We start from the raw sequence: 25,523 nt of genomic DNA on the forward strand, positions 1-25,523 counted from the left end.
CCAGTATTCCGAGACGGCGCCGTGAACCGAGAGGCCGCGGCGTACTGGATCATCCGCTTTCGCGGATGATGACGTCAATAGGTGTGGAACGACCGGAGGCTCACGCCACGTTCTGGTCGAGAATGTCCACCGCCTCTGACAGGCTCACCGACACCAGTTGCGAGACGCCGCGCTCGGCCATGGTGACGCCGAACAGCCGGTTCATCCGCGCCATCGTGATCGGGTTGTGTGTGATGATGATGAAGCGGGTGTCGGTCGAGCTGGTCATCTCGTGCAGCAGGTTGCAGTAGCGCTCGACGTTGTGGTCGTCGAGCGGTGCGTCGACTTCGTCCAGCACGCAGATCGGCGAGGGGTTGGTGAGGAACACCGCGAAGATCAGCGCCATCGCGGTCAGCGCCTGCTCGCCGCCCGAAAGCAGCGACAGCGTCTGCGGCTTCTTGCCCGGCGGCTTTGCGATGATCTCGAGACCGGCTTCGAGCGGGTCGTCGCTCTCGATCAGGTGCAGCGCGGCCTCGCCGCCGCCGAACAGCTCGACGAACAGGCGCTTGAAGTGGTTGTTGACGACCTCGAACGAGGTCAGGAGCCGCTCGCGCGCTTCCTTGTTGAGGCTCTGGATGCCCTGGCGCAGCCGCTTGATGGCTTCGACGAGGTCATCGCGCTCGGTGACGAGGCCGGTGTGCTGGGTCTCGACCTCGCGCAGCTCTTCCTCGGCGCGCAGGTTCACCGCACCCAGGCGCTCGCGGTCGCGGCGCATCTTTTCGAGGTCTTCCTCGATGTCGTGCAGCGGCGGCAGCTCGGCGCCGGGCTCGATCTCGGCGAGGCCGGCAACGGCCTGCGGCTCGACCTCCAGCATGTCGCGGATCTCGCGCTCGATGTCCTCGAGCCGGCGCCGTGCGCCTTCCATGCGCTCCTCGGCGCGGGCGGTTGCTTCGCGGGAGCTCGACAGCGCTTCGAGTGTCAGCTTGGCGACGCGATCGGTTTCGGCCATCGCGGTCTCGGCCGAGGCGAGCGCGTCGGCGGCCATGCGGCGGTCGTTTTCCGCGTATTCGATCTCGGTGATCAGCGCGCTGCGCTTCTCGGCGAACACGGCGGGCGCGTTTTCGAGATCGCTGCGCTCGATCGAGACCTCGGTGATGCGGGTCTGGATGGTGTCGATGTGTGAGGCCGCACTCTCCTTGCGGTTCTGCCACTCGGTGCGCTCGGCGAGGATCGCCTGCACGCGGCGGTCGGCGAGCTCCGCTTCGCGCGCCAGCGCCTGCGCCTCGGCGCGGACCTGGGCGGCCATGCGGCGATGGCCTTCGATGTCGCTGCGGACGGCGGCGAGACGGGTCTCCGTGTCCTCGCTCGACGGCAGCTCGGTGATGCCGGCCTCGGCATATTCGTACGCGGCCTCGGCCTCGGCGCGGTCGGCGGCGAGGCGGCTATGGGCTTCCGACAGCGTCGCCTTGCGCGCGGCGCGGCGGCTGATCTCGCGTTCGGCCGTCGCATGGCGCTCACGCGCGACGTTGAGCTCGCGCTGGGCGGCGCGCCAGGCATCGCGGCTCGCACCTTCGGTGCTGGCGGCCATCTGCAGCTCGGACTCGGCGTTCTCCAGCGCCTGACGCTTGATCTGCGCGTCGATGCCGGCCTGCTCCAGCTCGTTCTCGATGTCGACGAGGCGGGCGCGCTCGGCGAGGCGCCGTGCCGCACCGGTCGGGGCGTGGGCCGCGGCGACAAAGCCGTCCCAGCGCCAGACGTCGCCTTCGGGCGAGACCAGCCGCTGGCCGGTCTTGAGCTGCGAGACCAGTTCGGCGCCCCGCTCGCGCGGCACCACGCCGATCTGCGCCAGGCGGCGCGCCAGCTCGGCGGGCGCCTGAACGTGGCTCGCGAGCGGCACGACGCCCTCGGGCAGCTCCGGATCGCCGTCGGTCACGCCGGCATTGGTCCAGCGCATCGGCGCGGACGGATCGACCGGCGCGTCGAGATCGTCGCCGAGCGCGGCACCGATCGCCTTCTCAAAGCCCTTGTCGACGGTGATGCCGTCGATGATCGGCGGCCACAGATTCTTGGTCTCGCCGTTGACGATCTTGGAGATCGTGCGCGCCTCGGTATCGAGGCGCTGCACGCGCTTGTCGGCTTCGACCAGCGGCGAGCGTGAGGATTCCAGCGTCTGGCGCGCGGCAACATGCGCAGCTTCGCTGGCCTGGGCCGCGGCTTCCGAAGCGGCAAGGGTCTGCTCCGCGTTCTCGACCGTTGCGGTCAGCTCGTCGAGATCGCCGAAGCCGCCGGTCTCGTCGGCAAGCTTCTGCTCCTCGGCCGCGACGTTCGAAATCTCCTGGTCGAGCCGGGCGAGCTTGTCGCGGTGGGTGCGGACATTGGCTTCGAGCTGGTTGCGCTTGGCGGTGAGGTCGGCAAGCGCCGTGGTGAGCTCGGCGAACTGCTGCTCGGTTTCGGTCAGCACCGCCTCGGCTTCGCCGACGCGCTCGTCGACGCCGGAGCGCTTCTCGACCCGCGACTTGATCTCTTCCTTCAGCTCGGCGTCTTCGGTGTCGAGCCGCTGGAGCGCGACGTCGGCGTCCATGGTCTGCTGCTGGGCGCGCGAGATGTCGCCCTCGAACTGGGCGAGGCGCCGCTCTAGCTCGGCGACGCGCTCCTTGGCGCGCTCTTCCTCGCGGTCGAGCAGTTCGCGTGCATTGGTCAGGCGCTGCAGCCCGGCCGCGGCGCGCGCTTCGGCATCGCGCAGCGCCGGCATTTCGGTGGCGCGGATCGCCTGGATGCGGGCGGCTTCGGCCTGGTGCTGGGTGCGCTCGGCCATTTCGCGAACCGCGAGATCATGGGTCTGGCCGGATTCGTTGACGTCGGCATGCGCGCCGATCCAGCGCAGGTGGAACAGCGTGGCTTCCGCCTTGCGGACCTTGGCCGCGACCTCGCGATAGCGCACGGCCTGGCGGGCCTGCTTCTTCAGGCCTTCCATCTGGCCGGCGAGCTGGCCGATCACGTCCTCGACGCGGGTGAGGTTGGTTTCGGCGGCTTTCAGCCGCAACTCGGCCTCGTGGCGGCGGGCGTGCAGGCCGGCGACGCCGGCAGCGTCTTCCAGCACGCGGCGGCGCTGCTCGGGCTTGGCCTGGATGATCTCGCCGATCTTGCCCTGGTGGACGAGGGCGGGCGAGCGCGCACCGGTGGCGGCGTCCGCGAACAGGATCTGCACGTCGCGCGCACGCACGTCGCGGCCGTTGATGCGATAGACCGAGCCCGCCTCGCGCTCGATGCGGCGGGAGATTTCGAGCAGCTGGCTGTCGTTCATCGCCGCCGGCGCGGTGCGATCGGTGTTGTCGATCGTCATCGTCACTTCGGCGTGGTTGCGCGCAGGACGGTTGCCGGAGCCGGCGAAGATCACCGCGTCCATGTCGGCCGCGCGCAGCGACTTGTACGAGGTTTCGCCCATCGCCCAGCGCAGCGCCTCGACGAGATTCGACTTGCCGCAGCCGTTGGGTCCGACCACGCCGGTCAGGCCGGGCTCGATGACGAAGTCGGTGGCCTCAACGAAGGACTTGAAGCCGTGAAGGCGCAGGCGGGTGATTTTCATAAGCACGCATCTCTGTTGGCAGGCGCGAATCCCCCTGCCGGGACAATACCATGGAAGGCAATGTCACTCTCTGGGTGAGTCGCGCGAGGCGCCTCATGCGGTCGGACAATGGCCGCGGTGCGCCGCGAGGGCAACCGGCGAAAACCGCTTTTCCCAAGGGATTTATGCCGGGAAAGATACGGCTTTCGAGATGCGAATCAGGCGTTGAGCGGGGAAAATCAGCTCTTCAGCAGCGGATTGATCTTCTTGGCGAATTCATCGAACGAGGCTTCGCCCTTGATCTTCTCGCCGTTGATGAAGAACGTCGGCGTCGAATCCACCTTCAGAACGTCGCTGGCGTACTTCTGGTCGGCGGCGATCTTGTCGAGCAGCGCCTGGTCCTTCAGGCAGGCCTCGACCTGCTGCTGGGTGAGGCCGGCCTGCTTGCCGATCCGCGTCAGGGTCTCGGTGGTGTTCTTCAGCACCCAATCGTTCTGCTGGCGGAACAGCATGTCGGTGACCGCGAAATATTTCGACGCGTCGTCCTTGGCGATGCAGCGCGACAGCATCGAGCCGGCGGCGGCCTTGATGTCGAGCGGGAACTCGCGGAAGATGTAACGCACCTTGCCGGTGTCGATGTATTCCGACTTGATCTTGGGGAACACCTGCTCGTTGAACGCCGCACAATGCGGGCAGGTCATCGAGGCATATTCGGTGATGGTGACGGGGGCGTCCTTGGCGCCGAGTGCCATGTCGGGCAGCGACACGGGCTTGGCCACATCGGCGGCCGACTGCGCCATCGCCTCGGAGATGAACCGCAGCGGCGACAGCCCGGCGAGCGCGGCAAGACCGGTCAGCGACAGCATCGTGTTGAAGGCGCGGCGGGTGATGATCAAGGTCGGCTCCCGGATTGGTGTGGTCTCGCCCCAAGGTTCTTATCAAAGTTCCCGTTCAGGCGGCCTGTCGCTAGCTTGAAACGTAGTTCGAGGCAATGGCGAGCGACAGGGACGGGTTCAGATTACCGGCGGAATGAGGCTCAATTTCGCTTGAAGGCGGCCCCGAGCCGCGCCAGCGCTGTCTTCAATTCTTCATCTTCGATGTCCCCCAGGCTCTCCGCCACCTTGGCCACCGATTTGGGATCCGGCGGACCGGGCCGGACCGGCGGCCGGGCGCGCGACAGGGGGGCCTGGCGGAAGGCGAGCTTGCCGACCGCGCTCCAGCCGAAGAAGCGATTGACCCGCTCCAGGATCACGTCGGCGGAGTGCTGGATCTCCAGCGCCATCGGCCCCTCGACCCGCAGCACCAGGGTCGCCGGCTCCTGCGGCTGGCCCTCGACCGGCCGCGGCCATTGCATCTTCAAAGGCTCGGCATGGGCCGCAATCTCCGGCCCGGCAATCTGCGCCCATCGGGTCACCAGCTCGCGCGCCGCAAAACCCTGCTTGGCATAGGCCTCGGCAAAGACGTCGTTGAGCAGCAGCGACAGCGGCTTGGCGCTGATGGGACCGGGTCTGGGAGGGAATTTGGACATGGACCCTTATAGCACCTTGGAGCGCAGGCCTCACCATTGGGGAGCGTTCCGCGAAGAAAGACGTGGATGCCCGCGACGAGCGCGGCCATGACGTGGAGAGGCCGGCGCGTTGCCGCTACAGTGAGGGCATGAGCCCCAAATCGGCACTAATGGCCAAGTCGGAACCAATTCAGTCGGAGGCATCGGCTCGCCCAACGCTGTTGCTCGCCTGGTACGACCGCCATCGCCGCCGTCTGCCATGGCGCGCGATGCCCGGCGAGACCTCGGACCCTTACCGCGTCTGGCTATCGGAGATCATGCTCCAGCAGACCACCGTGAAAGCCGTCGGCCCCTATTTCGAAAAGTTCGTCGCGCGCTGGCCGGATGTCACGGCGCTGGGCCGGGCGTCGCAGGATGACGTGCTGCGGATGTGGGCCGGGCTCGGCTATTACTCCCGCGCGCGCAATCTCCATGCCTGCGCGGTGGCCGTGACGCGCGAGCACGGCGGTGTGTTTCCGGACACGGAAGAGGGGCTGCGCGCGCTGCCGGGCATCGGGCCCTATACGGCGGCCGCGATCGCCGCGATCGCGTTCGACCGCCGCACCATGCCTGTTGACGGCAACATCGAGCGCGTGGTGTCGCGCCTGTTCGCCGTCGAGGAGGAGCTGCCGCAGGCCAAGCCGCTGATCCAGCAACTGGCGGCGACGCTGCTTGCGGACGCTCGCGCCGGCGACGAGACGTCTCGTGCTGGCGACAGCGCGCAGGCGCTGATGGATCTGGGCGCCTCGATCTGCACGCCGAAGAAGCCGGCCTGCTCGCTCTGTCCGCTCAATGAGGATTGCACCGCGCGTGCGCTGGCGACGCAGGAAACGTTTCCGCGCAAGGCGCCGAAGAAGAGCGGAACGTTGCGGCGCGGGGCTGCCTTCGTCGTGACGCGCGGCGGCGAGCTGCTGGTCCGCTCGAGGCCCGAAAAAGGCCTCCTTGGCGGCATGACCGAGGTGCCGGGCTCGGACTGGCTGGCCGGCCAGGAGGACGCGACGGCGAAGCAGCAGGCACCGGACCTGAAGGGGCTGTCGCGCTGGCAGCGCAAGGTGGGCGTCGTCACCCACGTCTTCACGCATTTTCCGCTGGAGCTGGTGGTCTACACGGCGAAGGCCGAAGCGCGTACGCGCGCGCCCGAGGGCATGCGCTGGGTGCCGATCGCGACCCTCGCCGGTGAAGCGCTGCCCAACGTCATGCGCAAGGTGATCGCACACGCGCTGGACCCTTCAAGGGCCCCACCTTCCTGACAGCACGCTGGCAGCAGCGCTACGCTATCAGCGCCCGATACGGAGGCTGCCAATGGTCAAGACCGCACTCAACAACTTTCCAAGGCCGCCCTGCGCCGAGCTGCTCGGATGGCGCCTGCTCGATGCCCGTCCGGAGGAGGGCTGGATCAGGCTCGCCTTCGAGGGCAAGCCCGAGTTCTGCAATCCGGCGGGCTTCATCCAGGGCGGCATGCTCTCTGCCATGCTCGACGACACCATGGGGCCGGCCGTGCTGGTGATGAGCGAGGGCCGGCTCTACACCACCACGATCAGCATGACCGTGAATTTCCTCAGCCCCGCAAGGCCCGGCCCGATCATCGGTGAGGCCAGGGTGACGCAACTCGGCAAGACGATTGCGTTCGTCGAGGCGAAGCTGATGGCGGAAGACGGCACGGTGCTGGCGACGGCGAGCGCCAGCGAGCGGCTGCTGGAGGCGGCGAGGGTGGTGGGGAAATAGTCGAGCCGCGCATTCCTCTTCCCTTCTCCCCTTGCGGGAGAAGGTGGCATAGGCGGCCTTCGGGCCGCCGTTCTTAAGAGAACGCCGAAGCGAAGCTTCGGCTATGGCGCCGGATGAGGGGTTTCTCTCCGCGAACTCAAATGCGAGTTGGACTCGCGGAGACGGACCCCTCACCCAAGCGAGTGTATGTTTGCCAGTGGTGCTGCCCTCTCCCGCAAGGGGCGAGGGCACATTAATGCGCATCTCGCTTCTTGCGCGAGCTCACGCTCCCATCCGCTTTGCATCCGCGCTCACGATCGGCGGCTTCGCATTCAGCGCCTCGACCTGGAAGCCGGCGACGCGCTTGTAGTTTGCGGCGATGTCTTCCAACTCCTGCTGCGACAGCACGTCGGTGACGATGTCGTAGCCGTCGGGCGCGCGCTCCTCGACGAGCTGCATCACCTGCTCGGGGCCGTTCTTGCGGTTGAGCAGGACGAGGTCGGTGGTCGCAGGCCTCCGCTCGGCCTCATAGGCGAGCAGCGCCGCGGTCGTCGGGCCATGCGCCAGGATCTCGCGGGTGATGGTGCGGGCATCGAGGATCGCCTGCGAGGCGCCGTTCGAGCCGATCGGGTACATCGGATGCGCGGCGTCGCCCATCAGCGTGACGCGGCCGAAGGTCCATTGCGACACCGGATCGCGGTCGACCAGCGGATATTCGTAGGCGTGCGGGCAGTTCTTGATCAGGCCGGGCACGTCCAGCCAGTCGAACTGCCAGCTCTCGAACCAGGGCAGAAACTCCTCCAGGCGCGCCGTGCGGTTATAGTCCTCGCGCCGCCACTGATAGGTCGGCGGCATGTGGCGCTCGGCAACCCAGTTGATCAGATGGTTGCCCGCCGCATCGGGCGCCTTCGAAATCGGATAGCAGACGAATTTCAGGATCTCGTGCCCGGCCATGATCATGGTGCGGCCGGTGAGGAAGGCTTTTGACGGCGTGACGCCGCGCCAGAGGATGCGGCCATTCCAGATCGGTGGTCCCTCCTGCGGATAGAGCTTTTCTCGCACGGCGGAATGGATACCGTCGGCGGCGATCAGGATCGCGCCGTCGTAACTGCCGGCAGCCTTGCCGGTCGCCCTGTCGATGAAGTCGGCGCGCACGCCGTTTTCCGTCTCGGTCCAGCCGGTCAGATGGTGGCCGGTCAAGATATTCTCGCGGCCGAGCCGCTCGATCGCGGTGTCGAGCAGGAGCTGCTGGAGGGTGCCGCGATGGATCGAGAATTGCGGCCATTTGTAGCCGGCTTCCAGCCCGCGCGGCTCGCTCCAGATCGGCTTGCCGTGCTTGGAGAAATAGGCGAGTTCGCAGGTCCGCACGCCGCTGGCGTCCAGTCTGTCCATCAGCCCGAGCTCGATCAGCTCGCGCACGGCATGCGGCAGCACGTTGATGCCGACGCCGAGTGGCTTCAGCTCGGCGACGCTCTCGAACACTTTTACGGGAACGCCGATTCCGTGCAGGCTGAGCGCAAGCGTCAGCCCGCCGATGCCGCCACCGGCGATGAGTACCGTCATGACAAAACCCCTCCGATTGCGGGCGTCTTGGCACAGGCGGGCGGCGGTGGGCAACTGCGAAGAGCAAAAGCACGGAGAACGTCGTGCTATGGACCTTGGGGACGACAGCCGTTAACTTCCAGCTTTCCCATGAGGTCCGACATGTTCAAGCTCTACTACGCCACCGGCACCTGCGCGCTCGCCACTTACATCACCCTGGAAGAGGCCGGTGCCGACTACACGGCCGAGCGGCTGAGCTTCAAGACCAACCAGCAGAACAGCCCGGATTACCTCGCGATCAACCCGAAGGGCCGCGTGCCCGCGCTGGTGACCGATCGCGGCGTGCTGACCGAGACGCCCGCGATGCTGGCCTATGTCGCGCAGACCTTCCCCAAGGCGAAGCTCGCGCCGCTCGACGATCCCTTCGATTTCGCCCGGGTGCAGTCGTTCAACTCCTATCTCTGCTCGACCGTGCACATCAACCATGCCCACAAGATGCGCGGCGCGCGCTGGGCTGCCGAGGAGAGCTCGTTCGCCGACATGAAGGCGATGATTCCGAAGACCATGGGCGCCTGCTTCTCCCTGATCGAACAGAAGATGTTCAAGGGACCGTGGGTGATGGGCGAGCAGTACACGATCTGCGACCCCTATCTCTATACCCTGTCGACCTGGCTCGAAGGCGACAGCGTCGACATCAACGCCACGCCGAAGATCGCCGACCACTTCAAGCGCATGTCCGACCGTCCCGCCGTGCGCAAGGTGATGGACGCGCAGAAGGCGTAGGAACGTAGCTCTCGTAGGGTGGGTTAGACGAGCAGATGCGCGAAGCGTATCTGCTCGGCGTAACCCACCTCTGTTTGTCTCCGCAGATGCAAAAGTTGGTGGATTACGCCTTCGGCTAATCCACCCTACGATAGCTTGCGCTTGGCTTGCTCCAATTCACGTCCCGTCTCCAGCATCAGTCGCCGCAGCCAGATCGAGCCGGGGTCCATCTGCGCGCGGGTCGGATGGAACATGAACTGCTCGTCGATCCCGGGGTCGAGCGGCGGCGTCACCGTGACGAGGCCGAGCTGCTTCGACAGCGCGGCGATCAGCCGGCGCGGCACGAAGGCGACGAGGTCGGTGCGGGCGGCGACGTGCAGCGCTTCGAGATAGCCTGACACCACCAGCGAAATGTGTCGCTCGATGCCCTTGGTGCGCAGCCAGGTGTCGATCAAATCCTCGCTGCTGCCGCGGATGATCACGCCGACATGGCGTGCGGCCAGGAACGTCTCGCGCCGCTTCAGCTTCGCAGCCATGGGATGGCCGCGCCGCACCGCCAGCGCGTCGCTGTCGGTGTAGAGCAGCTGGCGGTGAAAACCCTTGAAGGCGTTGCCGATCGAGATCACGAGATCGATGGTGCGGGCGAATTCTGCGTGGAAGATCGTCGACCCTCGCCAAGGCACGACGTCGATGCGGACGTTGGGGGCGGCCTGGGTGACTTTCTCCATCAGGGGCGGCATCAGCAGCTCGACCGCGAGATCAGGCATCATCAGGCGGAATTGCCGCTCGCTGCGCGCGGCGTCGAAGTCGTCAGGTATGAACAGCCCGCGCACCTGGTCGAGCGCCTGGGCCAGCGGCGCGCGGAGCGCTTGCGCCCGCGGCGTCAGCTCCATGCGCGCGCCGGTGCGCACCAGCAACGGATCGCCGAAGATGTCGCGCAGGCGTTGCAACGCATGGCTCGTGGCCGGCTGCGACAGCCCGATCCGAAGCGCGGCCCGGCTGACATTGGCCTCGCGCAGCAGCGCGTCGAGCGCGGTCAGGAGATTGAGGTCAAGCGAATTCAAATTCATGAGGCGAATAGATATCATATCCACTATCGATTTGAAGAATTCTTATCCGGCAGGGATGATCTCCGTGTTGCCACCAAACGGAGATGCCGCCATGAGCGCGAGCGCCAACAAGAAACTGATGCAGGATATCTTTGCCGCCGCCGCCAGCCCCGATCCGGCCGCACGCGACCGGGCCCTGTTCACCGCAAGCCTTGCCGACGATGCCAGATGGGTCGTGACCGGCCAGTATTCCTGGTCCCGCACCTTCACCGGCAAGGAGGCGATCCTCAACGATCTGCACGGTTATGTGCGCACCCGCTTGCGCAACCGGACCCGCACCGTAGCTCACCGTTTCATCGCCGATGGCGACGTGGTCGTGGTGGAAGCCAAGGGCGACAACGTCACGCCCGAGGGCGTTCGTTATGACAACGACTACTGCCTGGTGTTTCGCCTCGAGGACGGGAAGATCAAGGAGATCCGGGAATATTGCGACTCGACCCTGACCGAGAGGGCGCTTGGTCCGTTTCCGCAGACGCCCGTGAGGGCCGCGAGCTGACCGGATTGAGGACCATCTCGTCCGCCGACCGGTGCCGTCGGCCCCGTTCGGCGATGGTCGTGTCGATCTGGCGCAGGCTGATAGCGATCGTCGTTGTCAGGCGCGAGCGGTCCCAGGCCCGGTACCAGCTCGCCGCCATGAGCGAACGGGAGCTTCAGGACTGCGGCATGACCTGGGCGGAGATCGCGTACGAACTGAGGAGACCGGTGCGACGGAGTTAGACGAACGGACGAGATCCAGCCGCCGCCTGCCTCCCATTTTATCGGAGCCGGCGGAACCTTCGGGTTCCGCCGGGCGTTTGCTCGGTTCGGGGGCAATCGCGCCCCCGGCATTGCACGCGTTTGGGAAATTCATGCTGGCTGGGGTTTCGGACGTTTCAACACAGGTGGGCCGCAGCTTTCCCGGACTCCGCGAACGATTGAGAGATGCGACTGCGAATGCGCACCGCGAGCTCGATGCGCAGCTTTCGTCGTTCGACCTCACGGTCTTGTCCGGTTACCGCCGTTTCCTGCAAGCCAGCGCCGGCGCACTTCTTCCGCTCGAAGCTGCGCTTGTGCAGGCTGGCGTCGCCACGATGTTTCCGGATTGGCTGGAGCGGGCGCGTAGCGCCGCAATCGCGGCCGATCTCGGGCAGCTCGGCAGCGCCGCGCAATCCACCGTATCCGTGCCGCCGCTGACGCGCAGTGGCATGCTCGGCACGTTGTATGTTCTGGAGGGCTCCCGTCTCGGCGCAAAGTTTCTGCTGAAGGCGGTCGCGGATGCGGGCGATCCGCGCATCGGCGAGGCCACCGCGTATCTCAGTCATGGCGCGGGCAAGCGGCTCTGGCAGAGCTTTCTGGCGCAGCTTCAAAACGAAGAGGATTGCGACGCGGACGAGACGATCGAATCGGCACGTGTCGCTTTCGCGGCCTTCGAGCAGGCGGCGGACCGCGCATGAACGAGGCGGTCAATCTCACCAATTGCGATCGCGAGCCGATCCACATTCCCGGCAGCGTCCAGCCGTTCGGCTTCCTGCTCACGGTGCTGTCGGATTTCACGATCTGCATGGCCTCCGACAATGTCGGCAGCTTTCTTGGGACTGACGTCGCCGACCTGCTGCAGCAGCCGCTGTCGCGCGTCATCTCGGAAGCCGCCGTCGAGACCATTCGCGGCCGCGTCGATCATCTCACCGGCCCGGATACGACCGAGCGCCTGTTCGGTGTCGAGCTCCAGGCGGGCAAGCCGCCTTACGATCTCTCCATCCACTTCTCCGGCGCCTATCTGGTCATCGAGGCAGAGCCCAGCGTCAACGAGCCCGGCGTCAATTCCGGCGAGCTCGTCCGCCTGATGCTGGAGCGAATCCGCAAGACGCGCGGCATGACCGAGCTCGCCCGCGAGGCGGCGCGCCAGCTCAAGGTCCTGACCGGCTTCGACCGCGTCATGGTCTATCAATTTCATCCGGACGGATCGGGCGAGGTGATCGCTGAAGCTGCGGAAGCCGGCCTCGAACGGTTTCTCGGCCTGCACTATCCGGCCTCCGACATCCCCAAGCAGGCCCGCATCCTTTATCAGCGCAACTGGCTGCGCATCATCGCCGATATCAATTCGAAACCAGCCGCGTTGTTTTCGACGGCAACGCACAATGCGGGGCTGCTCGATCTCTCCATGAGCGTGCTGCGCTCGGTCTCGCCGATTCACATCGAATATTTGCGCAACATGGGCGTCGGGGCCTCGATGTCGGTGTCGATCCTGCGCGACGGCAAGCTGTGGGGCCTGTTCGCCTGCCATCATTATTCGCCGCGCTACATCTCGTTCGAGAAGCGCACCGCGTCCGAGCTGTTCGGGCAGATGTTCTCCTGGATCGTGGAGGGGCGCGAGCGCGAGGGCAATGTCGCCTATGAGATGCGCGCTCACCAGGTGCAGGAGCGGTTGATCGAGACCGCGGCCTCGCACGAGCACAGCCGGCGCGCGATCGTCGACTTCCTCGGCGACTATCGCGGGATGATCGATTGCGACGGCGTGGCGGTATGGTCCGACAACAAGATCACGCTTCAGGGCCAGACGCCGACCGAGGACGAGGTGAAGGAGCTGGTCGCCTTCATCAACCGGACCTCGCCGGGACGGATTTTCGCCAGTGCCGAGATTGCCAAGGTCTATGCTGCCGGGCAGTCCTTTCGCGACCGCGCAGCCGGATTTCTCGCCATTCCGATCTCGCGGACTCCGCGCGATTGCCTGATCTTCTTCCGGCGCGAGGTCGTGCGCTCAGTGAACTGGGCCGGCGCGCCCGACAAGGTCTATGACGAGGGACCGAACGGACCGCGCCTGACGCCGCGCAAGAGCTTTGAGCTCTGGCAGGAAACGGTGGCGGGCCAGTCGAAACCTTGGTCCACGGCCGACATCCGCATCGCCGAGAGCCTGCGCGTCACGCTGCTCGAAGTGATCCTGCAACTGTCCGACCTTGCCGCCCGCGAGCGTCGCGGCGCGCAGGAGCGGCAGGAGTTGATGATCGCCGAGCTTAATCACCGCGTCCGCAACATTTTGAGCCTTGTCCGCGCGCTGGTCGCGCAGAGCAAGGACACTGCAACTTCGGTTGAGGAGTTTGCCGGCGTGCTCGGTGGCCGCATCCAGGCTTTGGCCCGCGCCCACGACCAGATCACCAATTTGAACTGGGCGCCGGTTGCGCTGCGCTCGCTGGTCGAGTCCGAGGCCGGCGCCTATCTCGGCGCGCGCGCCGGCCGCGTGAAGATGGGCGGGCCCGACGTCGCGCTCGATCCCAAGGCGTTCGCGACGCTGGCGCTGGTCGTGCACGAGATGATGACCAATTCCGCCAAATATGGCGCGCTGGCCGATTCCACCGGCAGCGTCGAGGTGGTGTGGCGCCTCGATCCATCTTCCAGCCTTGTCATCGAATGGAAGGAGAGCGGCGGGCCGCCGGTGCAGCCGCCGTCGCGCCGCGGCTTCGGGACCACCATCATCGAGCGTTCCGTCCCCTTCGACCTTAAGGGCGAAGCCGAAATCCGGTTCGACCTGCTCGGGGTGCAGGCCAAGTTCATCATCCCGCCCAATTTTGTCGAACTGGTGCCATCAATCGGAGGAGCCGCCATGCGCGTCGAGGAGCAGCAACCCGCCCGTCCGCGAATTTCCGAGACCGCGCTGATCGTCGAGGACAATCTGATCATCGCCATGGCGGCCGAAGTCATCCTGCTCGATCTCGGTGCCCGCCATGTCGACACTGCGGCGAGCGTCGACCAGGCGTTGCGCGCGATCGAGCGCACGCGTCCGGGCTTTGCGCTGCTCGATCTCAACCTCGGCAACGAGAGCAGCATCAAGGTGGCCGAGAAGCTGAAGGAGATCGGCGTGCCCTTCATGTTCGCGACCGGCTATGGCGAGCGCGCGCCGATCCCGGAAGAGCTGGCGTTCGCGCCGGTGGTCCAGAAGCCCTACACGCTGGAAGTCGTCGAGAACGCGCTCGGCAAATTGCAGGGGACGGTCGCTCAATAGACATCCATCCCGGCGACGCGTGCAGCGCTCTGCAAGCGGCTGCGGGCTTTGCACCGAAACCTGCGCAACTGCCGATAAAATCAGCAGGTCCTGTGCGGGCCGGCACACACATGCGCGAAAAATCGGAAGGTTCAATTAACGAGTGTCCCTCATTGTACCGCGGTGCAGCGTGGGTGCCGAAAAGCGACTCGCGGCTGCCGGGGGTGGCCGTGACGATTGCCGGGGTCGTTCGTCCGCCCGAATTCACATGCACCTGGGTGGACAGTGGGAATGCCGAACTTTCGTTTGCGGATCAGGGGACGCCTGTACGCGGGTTTCATGGCCTTGGTGGCGGTTGGTCTCGTGATGGCGGTGGTCGCCATCTGGAATTTGCGGTCCGTGCAGGACCAGGTCGCAAAGGCTTCGGCATTTTCGGACAGCACGGCGCGGGTCCTGGAGGTCTCGACCCATCTTCAGGCGATCCAGCGCGCCAATCTGCGCTACATCTACGACGCCAGCGAGCCCGCAATGAAGGAGGCCGCAGAGCGTGAAACCGCGGCGACCGAGCTGTTGAAGGTCGGGGCGCAGGGAACGCTCTCCGAGGAGCGGCGGAAGCTCTACAACGATCTGATCGCCGACATCGCGAAAATGCGAAGCCTGCGTGACAATCTCGGCGACGCCGTCAACGAGGCGCGGACCGGCAAGGCGACGCTGCTGCCGAGCGGTGACGAGTTGACTGTCAAGATGGGCAAGCTGGTCGATGTGGCGCGCGCAGCCGTCGACGAAGACACCGGGGCCCTCGTTGCGGACCTCGAATCCAGACTCCTGCTCGTCCAGATCGCGAACTGGCGTTTCCTGGCCCTGCGCGACAGCAAGGGGCCCGCCAACTTCAGAACCAATGTGGACAGGGCGTCGCAGCGCCTCTCGGCGCTCGAAAAGAGCCCGCAGGCGACCGAACTGCGTACGACGCTCGCGCCGGTGAAGACCTCGCTCGGAATCTACAAATCCGCGTTCGAGACGACGTCGGCCGCGATGCTGCAGGCCGACGAGATCTACCACAAGAGCCTCGCGCCCCTCATCGTCGACAGCATCGCCAAGCTCAAGGTCGCGGAAGCCGCCTTGAAGAAGGACTACAAGGAGTCGCGCAGCCAGGCCGAAGCCGTGATTGACGGCACGACCACCGTGCAGGCGATCGCGGGCGGCCTTGCCACCCTGTTCGGATTGATCGTCGCCTTCCTGATCGCCCGCAGCATCGTCGGTCCCCTGACGTCGATGACGCGAGCGATGGGGCTGCTGGCCGGCGGCAATCTCGAGGTCGGGATTCCCGGGCGCGGCAAGGCCGACGAGATCGGCGACATGGCCAAGGCGATCGAGGTGTTCAAGACCAACATGATCGACACCGAACGGCTGCGCACGGAGCAGACCGAGACCGAGGCGCGGCAGGCGGAGAGCCGCAAGGCCGACATGGTCCGGCTCGCCGACCAGTTCGAGCAGGCGGTCGGCGAGATCGTCGACACCGTGTCGTCGGCATCGAACGAGTTGGAGGCGTCGGCGGGCACCCTGACGACGACCGCGACGCGCGCGCAGAATCTGTCGACCGAGGTGGCGTCGGCGTCACAGGAGGCCACGGCCAATGTGCAGGCGGTGGCGTCCGCGACCGAGCAGCTGTCCTCCTCGGTCACCGAGATCGCCCGCCAGGTGCAGGAATCGGCCCGGATCGCCAACGAGGCGGTCGGGCAGGCAAGCAGGACCAATGAGCGCGTCGGCGAGCTGTCCAAGGCGGCCGCCCGCATCGGCGACGTGGTCGAGCTGATCAGCACGATTGCCGGCCAGACCAACCTCCTGGCGCTGAACGCCACCATCGAGGCCGCGCGCGCCGGCGAGGCCGGCCGCGGCTTTGCGGTGGTCGCCTCCGAGGTCAAGGCGCTGGCCGAGCAGACCGCGAAGGCGACCGGCGAGATCGGCCAGCAGATTTCGAGCATCCAGGCCGCGACCGAGCAGTCGGTCGGCTCCATCCGGGAGATCAGCGGCACGATCGAGCGGCTGTCGGAAATCTCGTCGGCGGTGGCCGCCGCCGTGGAAGAGCAGGGCGCGGCGACGAAGGACATCTCCCGCAACGTCCAGCAGGCCGCCCATGGCACGCAGCGCGTCTCGATCAATATCGGCGACGTCCAGCGCGGCGCCTCCGAGACCGGCTCGGCCTCCTCGCAGGTGCTCTCGGCGGCGCGCTCGCTGTCTTCAGACAGCAACCGGCTGAAACAGGAAGTCGCGAAGTTCCTGGACTCGGTCCACGCTGCCTGATCGGCGCCGACCCGCAAAAGCAAAAGGTCCACGCGCATGCGCGTGGACCTGCCATGGCGGCGTGGTGGGATGAGGACATCGCTCGCGCGCGCCACCGCTTGATGTCCGGAATACGGTGGTGTCTTCGTCGGCTTCTCCGTATTCGACACCGGTAAAATACAGCCGCAATTAACAATTGTTCCGCATTGTACGGCAGCGCAGCGCGATTCTCGCAGGCGTGGCTGCAATGATCAGTCGTTGCAATCGCGCCAAGGTCGTCGGCTGCTTCTGCTTTTCTGCTGCAATGGGTGGACAGTGATGCCGAGCTTGCGTTTGAGAATTCGGGGGCGTCTCTACGCCGGATTTTCGGTTCTCGTGGTCGTTGGTTTGATCATGGCCGCGGTTGCGGTCTGGAATTTGTGGGCCGTCCAGGGCCAGATGGCGCGGCTCTCCGCGCTCTCGGACAACACCGCCCGCGTGCAGGAAATCTCGATCAACCTCCAGGCGCTGCGGCGTGCCAATCTGCGTTACATCTATGACGCCAACGAGCCGGCCTTCAAGGAGGCTGCGGAGCGGGAGGCGGCGACGGCCGAGCTGTTGAGGGCCGCGGCCAAGTCGACGGTCTCCGAGGAGCGGCTCAAGATCTACAATGGCCTCGTCGGCGACGTCGACAAGATGAAGTCCCTGCGCGAGCGCATGGGCGCTGCCGTCAACGAGACGACGAAAGGCAAGGCCACTTTGCTCGCCGGCGGCGACGAGCTCACCGCCAACACCGGCAAGCTGGTCGAGGCCGCGGGTGCAACCGGCGACACCAGCGTGACCGCCCCCGTCGCCGATCTCGAATCCAAGATCCTCCTTGTTCGTGTCTCAAACTGGCGCTTCCTCGCCGTCCGGGACGCGAAGGGGCCGGCGACCTTCAGGACCAATGTCGATCGGGCGCAGCAAGCACTCAAGTCACTTGAGGGGGCCGGTCTCCCGGACGAGGTCAAGGCCGCGTTCGGGCCGATCAAGAGTTCACTTTCGACCTACAAGGGGGCTTTCGAGACGACATCCGCCGCAATCCTCCAGGCCGATGAAATCTACCGCAATGAGATCGCCCCCTTGATCAGCGATAGCGTCGACAGGCTCAAGGTGGCGGAGACCGGATTGAAGGCCGACTACCAGAAGTCGCGCGCGGCCGCCGATGGCGTCATTGCCAGCACGACCTGGATTCAGGAAGTCGCCGGCGGCCTTGCGGTCCTGTTCGGCGGCCTCGTCGCCTTCCTGATCGCGCGCAGCATCGTCGGACCGCTGACCACGATGACCCGGGCGATGGGAGCCCTCGCCGGTGGCGATCTCAAGGTTGAGATCCCCGGCCGCGGAAATCGCGACGAGATCGGCGAGATGGCCAAGGCGATCCAGGTGTTCAAGGAGAGCATGGTCGAGACCGACCGCCTGCGCCACGAGCAGGTCGAGGTCGAGGCGCGGCAGGCGGAGAGCCGCAAGGCCGACATGCGAAACCTGGCCAATCAGTTCGAACGAGCGGTGGGCGAGATCGTCGACACCGTGTCGTCGGCATCAAACGAGCTCGAGGCTTCCGCGGGCACCCTGACCACGACGGCCAGCCGCGCCCAGGATCTGTCGACGGAAGTCGCCAGCGCCTCCCAGGAAGCCTCGGCCAATGTGCAGGCCGTTGCCTCGGCGACCGAGGAACTGTCCTCCTCGGTCTCGGAGATCGCCCGCCAGGTGCAGGAATCCGCCCGCATCGCCAGCGAGGCTGTGGGTCAGGCAACGCGGACCAACGAACGGGTCGGTGAACTGTCCAAGGCCGCCGCCCGTATCGGCGACGTGGTCGAGCTGATCAGCACGATTGCCGGCCAGACCAATCTGCTGGCACTGAACGCGACGATCGAGGCGGCGCGTGCGGGCGAGGCCGGTCGCGGCTTTGCCGTGGTCGCCTCCGAGGTCAAGGCGCTGGCCGAGCAGACCGCGAAGGCCACGGGCGAGATCGCCCAGCAGGTCTCCGGCATCCAGGCCGCGACGGAGGAGTCGGTCGGCTCGATCCGGGAGATCAGCGGCACCATCGAGCGGCTGTCGGAGATCTCGTCGACGGTTGCGGCGGCCGTGGAAGAGCAGGGCGCTGCCACACAGGAAATCTCCCGCAACGTCCAGCAGGCCGCTCACGGCACGCAGCGCGTATCGACCAATATCGGCGACGTGCAGCGCGGAGCCTCCGAGACCGGCTCGGCCTCCTCGCAGGTGCTCTCGGCGGCGCGCTCGCTGTCTTCAGACAGCAATCGGCTGAAGCAGGAAGTCGCAAAATTCCTGAGCTCGGTCCACGCCGCCTGAGCCGCAAACGCAAAAGGCCACGCGCATGCGCGTGGCCTCCAAAAGCTGCGTCGCGCGATCAGGCGACCTTCGTCGTCATGTGCTTGAACATGTTGGCGCGCGCCTCGTCGTCCATCTCGGCCTTGAAGGTGAACTTGTCCTTCAGCGCGATCGCGCGCGCCGCCGCCGGCCGCGCCGAGATCTCGTCCACCAGCCGCTTCACGTTCGGATAGCGCGCAAAGGCATCGTCGCCGAGCTTGAACGGCACCATCCGCGCCCAGCCCCACAGCGCCATGTCGACGATCGAATAGCTGTCGCCGACCATGTAGCAGCGGCCTTCAAGGTGACCGTCGAGAATCTTGTAGTGGCGATCGGTCTCGTACTGGTAGCGGTTATGGGCGTAGTCGTGGTTCTGGTCCTTCGGCGCAAAATGCTTGAAGTGCACGGCCTGGCCCGAATACGGCCCGACGCCGGTGGCAATGAACATCAGCCATGACAGCGTCTCGCCGCGGACGTTGGCGGCGGGAAGGAACTTGCCGGTCTTCTCGGCGAGGTAGAGCAGGATGGCGTTCGAGTCGAACACGATGGTGCCGTTGTCGTCGATCGCCGGCACCTTGCCGTTCGGATTGATCTTCAGATAGTCCGGCGCGAACTGCTCGCCCGTGCGGGTGTCGATCTTGACCGGCTCGAACGCCAGGCCGGCCTCTTCCAGATAAAGCGCGACCTTGGTCGGGTTCGGCGAACCGTTGAAATAGAACTTGAGCATGTTTGTCTCCCCAATTCCCTTTTTAGAGAATGAATGCAGCGTCGCGGCCTTCTGTGCCTGAACATGGCCGGGGAGAGCAACCGGCGAGTTTGCCGGGCGGTGTCTGCGCGGTACGCAGATCAGCCTGCGTAACAAAGGCCGATCGCCGCCGTAATGACGATTCAAGTCCGGCTGAGCCGTTCCCGCAGGAATTCAATGAAGCGCTGCGTCTTGGCTGGCAGCAGGCGCGTCTCGGTGACTGCGTAGACGGTGACGGGCGAGCCCTGCCATTGCGGCATGATGCGACGCAGCCGGCCATCCGCCACTTCGTCGGCCACGATCTCTTGCGGAAGAAAGGCGATGCCCGTGTCGAGCGTTGCGAGGCGGCGGATCAGTCCCACGTTGTTGAGCCGAAAACGGCCGCCGACGTCGGTCTGCTCCATCTGCGTGCCCCTGTGTAACGTCCACGCACTCACCTTCGTCATGCACAAGCATTGATGACGGGTGAGGTCCGCCGGTTCATGCGGCTCGCCGTTGGTCTCGAGATAGCGCGGCGAGGCGTAGAGATATCCCGGCATACGGGCGAGCGGCCGCGCGATCATGTGGGATGGCTCTGATTCTCCGACGCGGATCGCCAGATCGAACGGCTCCGATACGAGATCGACACGTCGCGGCGTCAGGTCGAATTCGAAATCGATGTCGGGATATTGCCGCGCGAATTCGGCGATCAACGGTGCGAGGTAGGTGTTCGCGAAATCCACCGGCAGCGAGACGCGGAGCATGCCGCTCGGCTGCGCCAGCATCCCGTCCAGTTGCTCATGCGCCAGGCGCGCCTCGTCCACGATGCGCTTGCAGCGCTCGAAGTAGATCTGGCCGGCTTCGGTCAATTCGATCTTGCGGGTCGTCCGGTTCAACAGGCGAAGCCCGATCTCCTTCTCCAACAGATCGATCCGGCGCGACAGCGTCGAATTGGGCATGTCGAGGGTCTTGGCGGCGCGACGGAAGCTGCGGGCCTTCGCGACCTCCACGAACAGCGCCATATCGTTCAACAACGCCATTTCATTATTCCATCAGTGGATCAATCAGTTCCATTTTACGGCATTTATTCCATTGAGTGGAAGGTCCATCTGCCCTTTGCTGACATTGCAGGGCAAGCCATCCATGAAACGCGTAGAACTCGACAAGAACCTGAAGGTGAATCCGCCGGCGCTCGAAGGCCTCAGGCTCGCTGGATTGAATGTGGCGGTGATCGGCGGCACCGGCGGCATTGGCCGGGCGTTCAGCCGCCAATTGGCGGCCAAGGGGGCGCGTGTCCTCGTCGTCGGCCAGACGTTCCGCGATCAGAACGTGCCGGGCATCGCATTCATGCAGGCCGATCTGAGCCTGATGCGAGAAGCCAGGCGGATCGGCCGTGAGCTTCCCGCCGAGACGCTCGACATCGTCGTCTTCACGACCGGCATCATGGCGGGGCCCAGGCGTGAGGTGACGGCGGAAGGCATCGAACGCGATCTTGCCGTCAGCTATCTGAGCCGCTTCGTCATCCTGAACGCGATCGCCTCTCGTCTTGGAAGGGACAGGGCCACGGCCACATTCAAGTCTCGGATATTCGTCATGGGATTCCCCGGGACGGAGCAGAGGGCCGATGTCGCCGATCTGAATTCGGAGCGGCGCTACAAGCGGTTCGCAGCCCACTCGAACACCGTGGCGGGCAACGAAGTGCTCGTCCTCGAGGCCGCCAGGCGCTTTGCCGATGTCGATGTGTTCGGCCTTAATCCCGGCTTCGTGAAGACCGATATTCGCGCCAATCTGTTCGGGTCGCGTGCGCTCGTCTCGCTGATCAACTGGCTGACCAGCTTCATGATGGTCGAGCCGGACGCCTATGCCGAGCGACTGGTGCCGCTCCTGGTGTCGCCTGATCTCAACGGCCGCAGCGGTGTCATGCTCAACAACAAGGCTGAGGCGATCCTGCCGAGCCCTTCGTCTGCGGAGCGATCCTATGCGACGGCGCTCATGGATGCCTCCGATCGATTGATCGCCCGTCTGGCGCCGTGAGGCCGCGCCTCGACGCTCAACTGGAATAGAGCAGGCCGACGACGGCGATGACGATCATCCCGGCGCCGACAGCGTCCAGCCGCATCGCGAGCCGCGTTGCGGCGTGCATGCTGGAGGCCCGCGCCTTGCGCTCCGATCCGCGCGCGTAGCCGTGCACGATGACGTCGTGATTGAAATTGTCGTGGGCCTCGTTGCTGCTGGCCAGCCCGACGCAGACCACCAGCACGCCGAAGATGGCGAGGCCGAAAAAGCCGAGCAGGGCGATCAGGAACATCGGAAACATGCCGAGCAGGAAGATCGGCAGCAGCGGCACCAGCAGCAATGTCTCGGACTGTCGTCGCATGGGAGCCGGACCGGTCAGGACGGGGCTGATCGGTGAAATCTAGTCCTGGCTGTGGCGGCATTCAAGGAGCCGTAGGGTGGGCAAAGGCGCGAAGCGCCGTGCCCACCGCGTCGCTTGCGGCATATTCCAAGGTGGTGGGCACGCTTCGCTTTGCCCACCCTACGGGACCGCGGAGAAAACTACTCCGCCCCGATCCCCGCACGGATCTCGGCGCGGAACTCGTCGATCAGCTTGAGACCCTTCTTGGTCTCGACATGCCAGAAGGTCCAGCCGTTGCAGGCTTGCGCCCCTTGCGCCACGGCGCCGATGCGGTGGATCGAGCCGACCTTGTCGCCCAGCATGATGGCGCCGTCGGCGCGCACGAGTGCGCCGAGCTTCTTCTTGGCGTCGAACAGCTTCGTGCCGGGCAGGATCATGCCGCGCTCGATCAGCTCGGAGAACGCGACCCGCGGCGCTTCGCGCGCGGTCATGAACGGAGCGAGGCTTTCCTCCGGCAGCGGCTCGACCGCGGCGATGCGCGCTTCGGCGGCCTTCGCGTAGGTCTTGTCGCGCTCGAAGCCGATATAGGAGCGGCCGAGACGTTTTGCGACCGCGCCGGTGGTGCCGGTGCCGTTGAAGGGATCGATCACGAGATCGCCGGGTTTCGACGACGACAGCAGCACGCGCGCGAGCAGGCCTTCCGGCTTCTGCGTCGGATGCACTTTCTTGCCGTCGGCGCCCTTGAGGCGCTCCTCGCCGGTGCAGAGCGGGATCAGCCAATCGGACCGTGCCTGCACGTCCTCGTTGGCGGCCTTCAGTGCCTCGTAGTTGAACGTGTAGCCCTTGGCCTTCTCGTCGCGCGCGGCCCAGATCATGGTCTCGTGCGCGTTGGTGAAGCGGCGGCCGCGGAAATTCGGCATCGGGTTCGACTTGCGCCAGACGATGTCGTTCAGGAGCCAGAAGCCGAGGTCCTGCATGATCGCGCCGACGCGGAAGATGTTGTGATAGGAGCCGATCACCCAGATCGTCGCCGACGGCTTCATCGCGCGGCGGGCGGCAAGCAGCCAGGCGCGGGTGAAATCGTCATAGGCGGAGAACGAATCGAACTTGTCCCAGTCGTCGTTGACGGCATCGACATGGGATTCGTCGGGGCGCTTCAGATCGCCCTTGAGCTGGAGATTGTAGGGCGGATCGGCGAACACGAGGTCGACCGAACCGGCCTGAAGCTTCGACATCTCGGCGACGCAATCACCGAGGATGATGCTGTGCGAAGCGGACTCAAAATTTGTGCGGGGCGCCCTTGCAGACGCCCCGCGACGCGACACTACCATGACTCAAGAACTCTGACTCAGGCGACGCTGTCGGCGACGCGGGACCAAACAACCGACTGACCGTTACAATGGAGCGGCAAAGTAAAAATCGACTTAACCCGCCGCTTTGGTGAGCAGCCCTCGCATCACGCATTGTGCGCGTTTCGCTCTGCGCATTCGTCGTGTTTTCCAGTGTATTTCGTATTTCTTCGCGTTGCGGGAGCAGTCAGGTCGCCAAATTTCTCTCGGAAAAAATTGCACGACCCCGGAAAAAATTGCTGGCATCGGCATGCTGTCGCACTAGGCAATAATTGCCGAGCGGGATATTGATTAACGCATTGGAAATTTTACGTGTGTGGCGCGTTGAGCTTTCGCGCTTATGCGCCCAAATGACGCCAATTGAGGACTGAGGGAAACCCGCCATGCGTTATGATGATTTCCGCCGCAGCGACGACATTGAGGATCGCCGCGACGGCGGTGGCGGCATGGGCGGCGGCGGAGGCGGGTTCGGCCTGCCGATGGGCGGCGGCGGTCTGGGCATCGGCACCATCATCGTGCTCGGCCTGGTCGGTTATGCCTTCGGCATCGATCCGCGCATCCTGATCGGCGGCGCCGAGATCCTCACCGGCGGCGGCCAGGCGCCTTCCTACCAGACCGATCGTCAGTCGACCTCCGCCAAGCGCGGCGCGCCGACCGACGAGATGGGCAGCATGATCTCCGGCATCCTCGGCGAGATCGACGACCGCTGGAGCGAAATCTTCCAGGCCAGCGGCCAGTCCTACACCGGTCCGAAGGTCGTGCTGTTCCGCAACGTCACCAATGGCGGCCGCTGCGGCCGGGCAGAGTCGGCGATGGGGCCGTTCTACTGTCCGCCGGATCGTACCATCTTCCTAGACACCAGTTTCTTCCGCGAGGTCGAGACGCGCTTCCGCGGCTGCTCCGGCAAGTCCGCCTGCAACTTCACCACCGCCTACATCATCGCGCATGAGGCCGGCCATCACATCCAGAACCTGCTCGGCATCATTCCGCGCGTGACGCGGCTGCAGCAGCAGGCCGGCAGCAAGGCCGAGGCCAATGCGCTCCAGGTGAAGGTCGAATTGCAGGCCGATTGCCTGTCCGGCGTCTGGGTCAATCGCGAGTCGAAAAAGCGTCCGAACTTCCTCGAGCCCGGCGACATCGACGCCGCGTTGACCACGGCGAGCGCGATCGGTGATGACACGCTGCAACGCCAGGCCACGGGACGCGTCGTGCCCGATTCCTTCACGCACGGCTCGGCGGCGCAACGCAAGCAGTGGTTCATGACCGGCTACCAGCAAGGGACCGTCCAGGCCTGCAACACGTTCGGCAGCGGGTCGTAGTCGCCAGGACTTCGTGCCCCAGACGCAGCGCAGCGCTTCTTCAGCGGTGCGCTGCAGAGCCGGGGCCCACAATGCCGGTCTCTCAGCTCTGGGTCCCGGCTCTGCGACGCACCGCTGACGCGCTGCATCGCGTCCGGGACACGAGAGGAAGGACCAATGGCCTCGATCGACGAGTCAAAACAATTCATCCCGCTCAACATCGCGGTGCTCACCGTCTCTGACACGCGCGCGCTCGCCGACGACAAGTCCGGCCAGACGCTGGCCGACCGCCTCACCGCGGCGGGCCATCATCTCGCCGCGCGCGAGATCGTCACCGACGACGTCGAGGCGATCCGCGCCGTCGTCCGCCGCTGGATTGCCGATGCCGGCATCGACGTCGTCATCACCACCGGCGGCACCGGTTTTACCGGACGCGACGTCACGCCGGAGGCGATCGAGCCACTGTTCGAGAAGCGCATGGACGGCTTCTCGATCGCCTTCCACATGCTCAGCCACGCCAAGATCGGCACGTCGACGATCCAGAGCCGCGCCACCGCCGGCGTCGCCGGCGCCACCTACATCTTCTGCCTGCCGGGCTCACCCGGCGCCTGTCGCGACGGCTGGGACGGCATCCTCGCGGCCCAGCTCGACTACCGCACGCGTCCCTGCAATTTCGTCGAGATCATGCCGCGCCTGGACGAGCATCTGCGAAGGGCAAAGGCGCAGGGCGCGACGGTGTGAGTGCGTTGCTTTGACGCTGCTTTGCTGAGCTAGGCGCGGACCTCTTCCCTTCTCCCCTTGTGGGAGAGGGTGGCTCGCCGCGGAGCGGCGAGACGGGTGAGCGACTGTGTTCGCTGTCAAGCGGGTTGCCATGGTGTTTTCGTCCTGATCATGACATTGAGGATGGTCAGCAGCTTGCGGGCGACGGCGATCAGGGCAACGAGCTTCGGCTTTCCATTGGCCACGAGGCGCTCAAAGAAGGCCTTGAGGACGGGGTTGTGACGTCTG

The 25,523-nt window shown here is 65.5% G+C and carries 21 protein-coding genes and 1 pseudogene; 12 read left to right on the forward strand and 10 right to left on the reverse strand.

The genetic code is table 11. The features are described from left to right. Positions 1-100: 100 nt before the first annotated feature. The 3 genes from smc to CT676_RS37810 all read right to left on the reverse strand — a co-directional run bounded on the left by smc (position 101) and on the right by CT676_RS37810 (position 5,072). Positions 101-3,565 carry a chromosome segregation protein SMC gene (smc, locus tag CT676_RS37800; RefSeq protein ID WP_135216713.1) on the reverse strand — a complete coding sequence of 1,155 codons (3,465 nt, stop codon included), beginning with the start codon at positions 3,563-3,565 and terminating at the stop codon, positions 101-103. Positions 3,566-3,783: 218 nt separating this feature from the next. Beyond that, positions 3,784-4,440 carry a DsbA family protein gene (locus tag CT676_RS37805; protein WP_085402527.1) on the reverse strand — a complete coding sequence of 219 codons (657 nt, stop codon included), beginning with the start codon at positions 4,438-4,440 and terminating at the stop codon, positions 3,784-3,786. Positions 4,441-4,580: 140 nt separating this feature from the next. Further along, positions 4,581-5,072 (reverse strand): DciA family protein, encoded by a 492-nt coding sequence (locus CT676_RS37810; RefSeq protein WP_135216714.1) that lies wholly within the window; start codon positions 5,070-5,072, stop codon positions 4,581-4,583. Between the two features lie 128 nt (positions 5,073-5,200). Between CT676_RS37810 and mutY the strand changes: the two genes are divergently transcribed. Together mutY and CT676_RS37820 are read left to right on the forward strand one after the other, a co-directional pair. Next, positions 5,201-6,340 carry an A/G-specific adenine glycosylase gene (mutY, locus tag CT676_RS37815; RefSeq protein WP_085402588.1) on the forward strand — a complete coding sequence of 380 codons (1,140 nt, stop codon included), beginning with the start codon at positions 5,201-5,203 and terminating at the stop codon, positions 6,338-6,340. Between the two features lie 52 nt (positions 6,341-6,392). Beyond that, positions 6,393-6,815, forward strand: a complete 423-nt coding sequence (locus CT676_RS37820; protein WP_085402528.1) for a PaaI family thioesterase — start codon at positions 6,393-6,395, stop codon at positions 6,813-6,815. Between the two features lie 261 nt (positions 6,816-7,076). Here CT676_RS37820 and CT676_RS37825 read toward each other — a convergent pair whose 3' ends face one another. Further along, positions 7,077-8,357: a flavin-dependent oxidoreductase gene (locus CT676_RS37825; protein WP_085402529.1), complete on the reverse strand. Its 1,281-nt coding sequence runs from the start codon at positions 8,355-8,357 to the stop codon at positions 7,077-7,079. A 141-nt stretch (positions 8,358-8,498) separates the two neighbouring features. Here CT676_RS37825 and CT676_RS37830 point away from each other — a divergent pair, with 141 nt between their 5' ends. Then, a complete protein-coding gene (locus CT676_RS37830; RefSeq protein ID WP_085402530.1) occupies positions 8,499-9,119 on the forward strand; it encodes a glutathione S-transferase family protein in 621 nt (206 codons plus the stop codon). Positions 9,120-9,244: 125 nt separating this feature from the next. Here CT676_RS37830 and CT676_RS37835 read toward each other — a convergent pair whose 3' ends face one another. Further along, positions 9,245-10,168, reverse strand: coding sequence for a LysR family transcriptional regulator (locus tag CT676_RS37835; protein WP_085402531.1), 924 nt, complete (start codon positions 10,166-10,168; stop codon positions 9,245-9,247). A 91-nt stretch (positions 10,169-10,259) separates the two neighbouring features. Here CT676_RS37835 and CT676_RS37840 point away from each other — a divergent pair, with 91 nt between their 5' ends. The 6 genes from CT676_RS37840 (at position 10,260) to CT676_RS37865 (ending at position 18,770) form a co-directional block, all read left to right on the forward strand. Beyond that, positions 10,260-10,703, forward strand: coding sequence for a nuclear transport factor 2 family protein (locus tag CT676_RS37840; protein ID WP_085402589.1), 444 nt, complete (start codon positions 10,260-10,262; stop codon positions 10,701-10,703). 53 nt (positions 10,704-10,756) lie between these two features. After that, entirely contained in the window at positions 10,757-10,924 is a 168-nt protein-coding gene (locus CT676_RS37845; protein ID WP_085402532.1) for a DUF1127 domain-containing protein, read from the forward strand. 197 nt (positions 10,925-11,121) lie between these two features. Then, the gene (locus CT676_RS37850) at positions 11,122-11,640 is read left to right on the forward strand and encodes a biliverdin-producing heme oxygenase (RefSeq protein ID WP_244623415.1); all 519 of its coding nucleotides are present in this window, start codon (positions 11,122-11,124) and stop codon (positions 11,638-11,640) included. Beyond that, complete coding sequence (locus CT676_RS37855) at positions 11,637-14,183, forward strand: HWE histidine kinase domain-containing protein (RefSeq protein ID WP_135216715.1); 2,547 nt, start codon at positions 11,637-11,639, stop codon at positions 14,181-14,183. The genes CT676_RS37850 and CT676_RS37855 overlap by 4 nt, the downstream gene beginning before the upstream one ends. 270 nt (positions 14,184-14,453) lie before the next feature. After that, on the forward strand, positions 14,454-16,463 hold the full coding sequence (locus CT676_RS37860) for a methyl-accepting chemotaxis protein (RefSeq protein WP_085402535.1): 2,010 nt from the start codon (positions 14,454-14,456) through the stop codon (positions 16,461-16,463). A gap of 297 nt (positions 16,464-16,760) precedes the next feature. After that, the gene (locus tag CT676_RS37865; protein ID WP_071916158.1) at positions 16,761-18,770 is read left to right on the forward strand and encodes a HAMP domain-containing methyl-accepting chemotaxis protein; all 2,010 of its coding nucleotides are present in this window, start codon (positions 16,761-16,763) and stop codon (positions 18,768-18,770) included. A 58-nt stretch (positions 18,771-18,828) separates the two neighbouring features. On the opposite strand, the gene CT676_RS37870 is transcribed toward CT676_RS37865, so the two are convergent. Both CT676_RS37870 and CT676_RS37875 read right to left on the reverse strand, forming a co-directional pair. After that, positions 18,829-19,515: a glutathione S-transferase family protein gene (locus CT676_RS37870; protein WP_085402536.1), complete on the reverse strand. Its 687-nt coding sequence runs from the start codon at positions 19,513-19,515 to the stop codon at positions 18,829-18,831. Between the two features lie 161 nt (positions 19,516-19,676). After that, entirely contained in the window at positions 19,677-20,552 is an 876-nt protein-coding gene (locus tag CT676_RS37875) for a LysR family transcriptional regulator (RefSeq protein ID WP_085402537.1), read from the reverse strand. Positions 20,553-20,655: 103 nt separating this feature from the next. Between CT676_RS37875 and CT676_RS37880 the strand changes: the two genes are divergently transcribed. Continuing rightward, positions 20,656-21,546 carry an SDR family NAD(P)-dependent oxidoreductase gene (locus CT676_RS37880; RefSeq protein ID WP_085402538.1) on the forward strand — a complete coding sequence of 297 codons (891 nt, stop codon included), beginning with the start codon at positions 20,656-20,658 and terminating at the stop codon, positions 21,544-21,546. Between the two features lie 16 nt (positions 21,547-21,562). Here the strand turns inward: CT676_RS37880 and CT676_RS37885 are convergent, their stop codons facing one another. Together CT676_RS37885 and CT676_RS37890 are read right to left on the reverse strand one after the other, a co-directional pair. Beyond that, positions 21,563-21,889 (reverse strand): hypothetical protein, encoded by a 327-nt coding sequence (locus CT676_RS37885; protein WP_028158214.1) that lies wholly within the window; start codon positions 21,887-21,889, stop codon positions 21,563-21,565. Between the two features lie 179 nt (positions 21,890-22,068). Further along, positions 22,069-23,199 (reverse strand): site-specific DNA-methyltransferase, encoded by a 1,131-nt coding sequence (locus CT676_RS37890; RefSeq protein WP_135216716.1) that lies wholly within the window; start codon positions 23,197-23,199, stop codon positions 22,069-22,071. 401 nt (positions 23,200-23,600) lie between these two features. Here CT676_RS37890 and CT676_RS37895 point away from each other — a divergent pair, with 401 nt between their 5' ends. Both CT676_RS37895 and moaB read left to right on the forward strand, forming a co-directional pair. Further along, entirely contained in the window at positions 23,601-24,536 is a 936-nt protein-coding gene (locus CT676_RS37895; RefSeq protein WP_063985124.1) for a neutral zinc metallopeptidase, read from the forward strand. A 156-nt stretch (positions 24,537-24,692) separates the two neighbouring features. After that, complete coding sequence (gene moaB, locus CT676_RS37900) at positions 24,693-25,256, forward strand: molybdenum cofactor biosynthesis protein B (protein WP_085402539.1); 564 nt, start codon at positions 24,693-24,695, stop codon at positions 25,254-25,256. A gap of 116 nt (positions 25,257-25,372) precedes the next feature. Here moaB and CT676_RS37905 read toward each other — a convergent pair. Then, positions 25,373-25,523: pseudogene (locus CT676_RS37905) on the reverse strand (IS110 family transposase); the annotation flags it as partial.

Source organism: Bradyrhizobium sp. MOS001, assembly GCF_004634465.1.
Lineage (GTDB): Bacteria > Pseudomonadota > Alphaproteobacteria > Rhizobiales > Xanthobacteraceae > Bradyrhizobium > Bradyrhizobium barranii.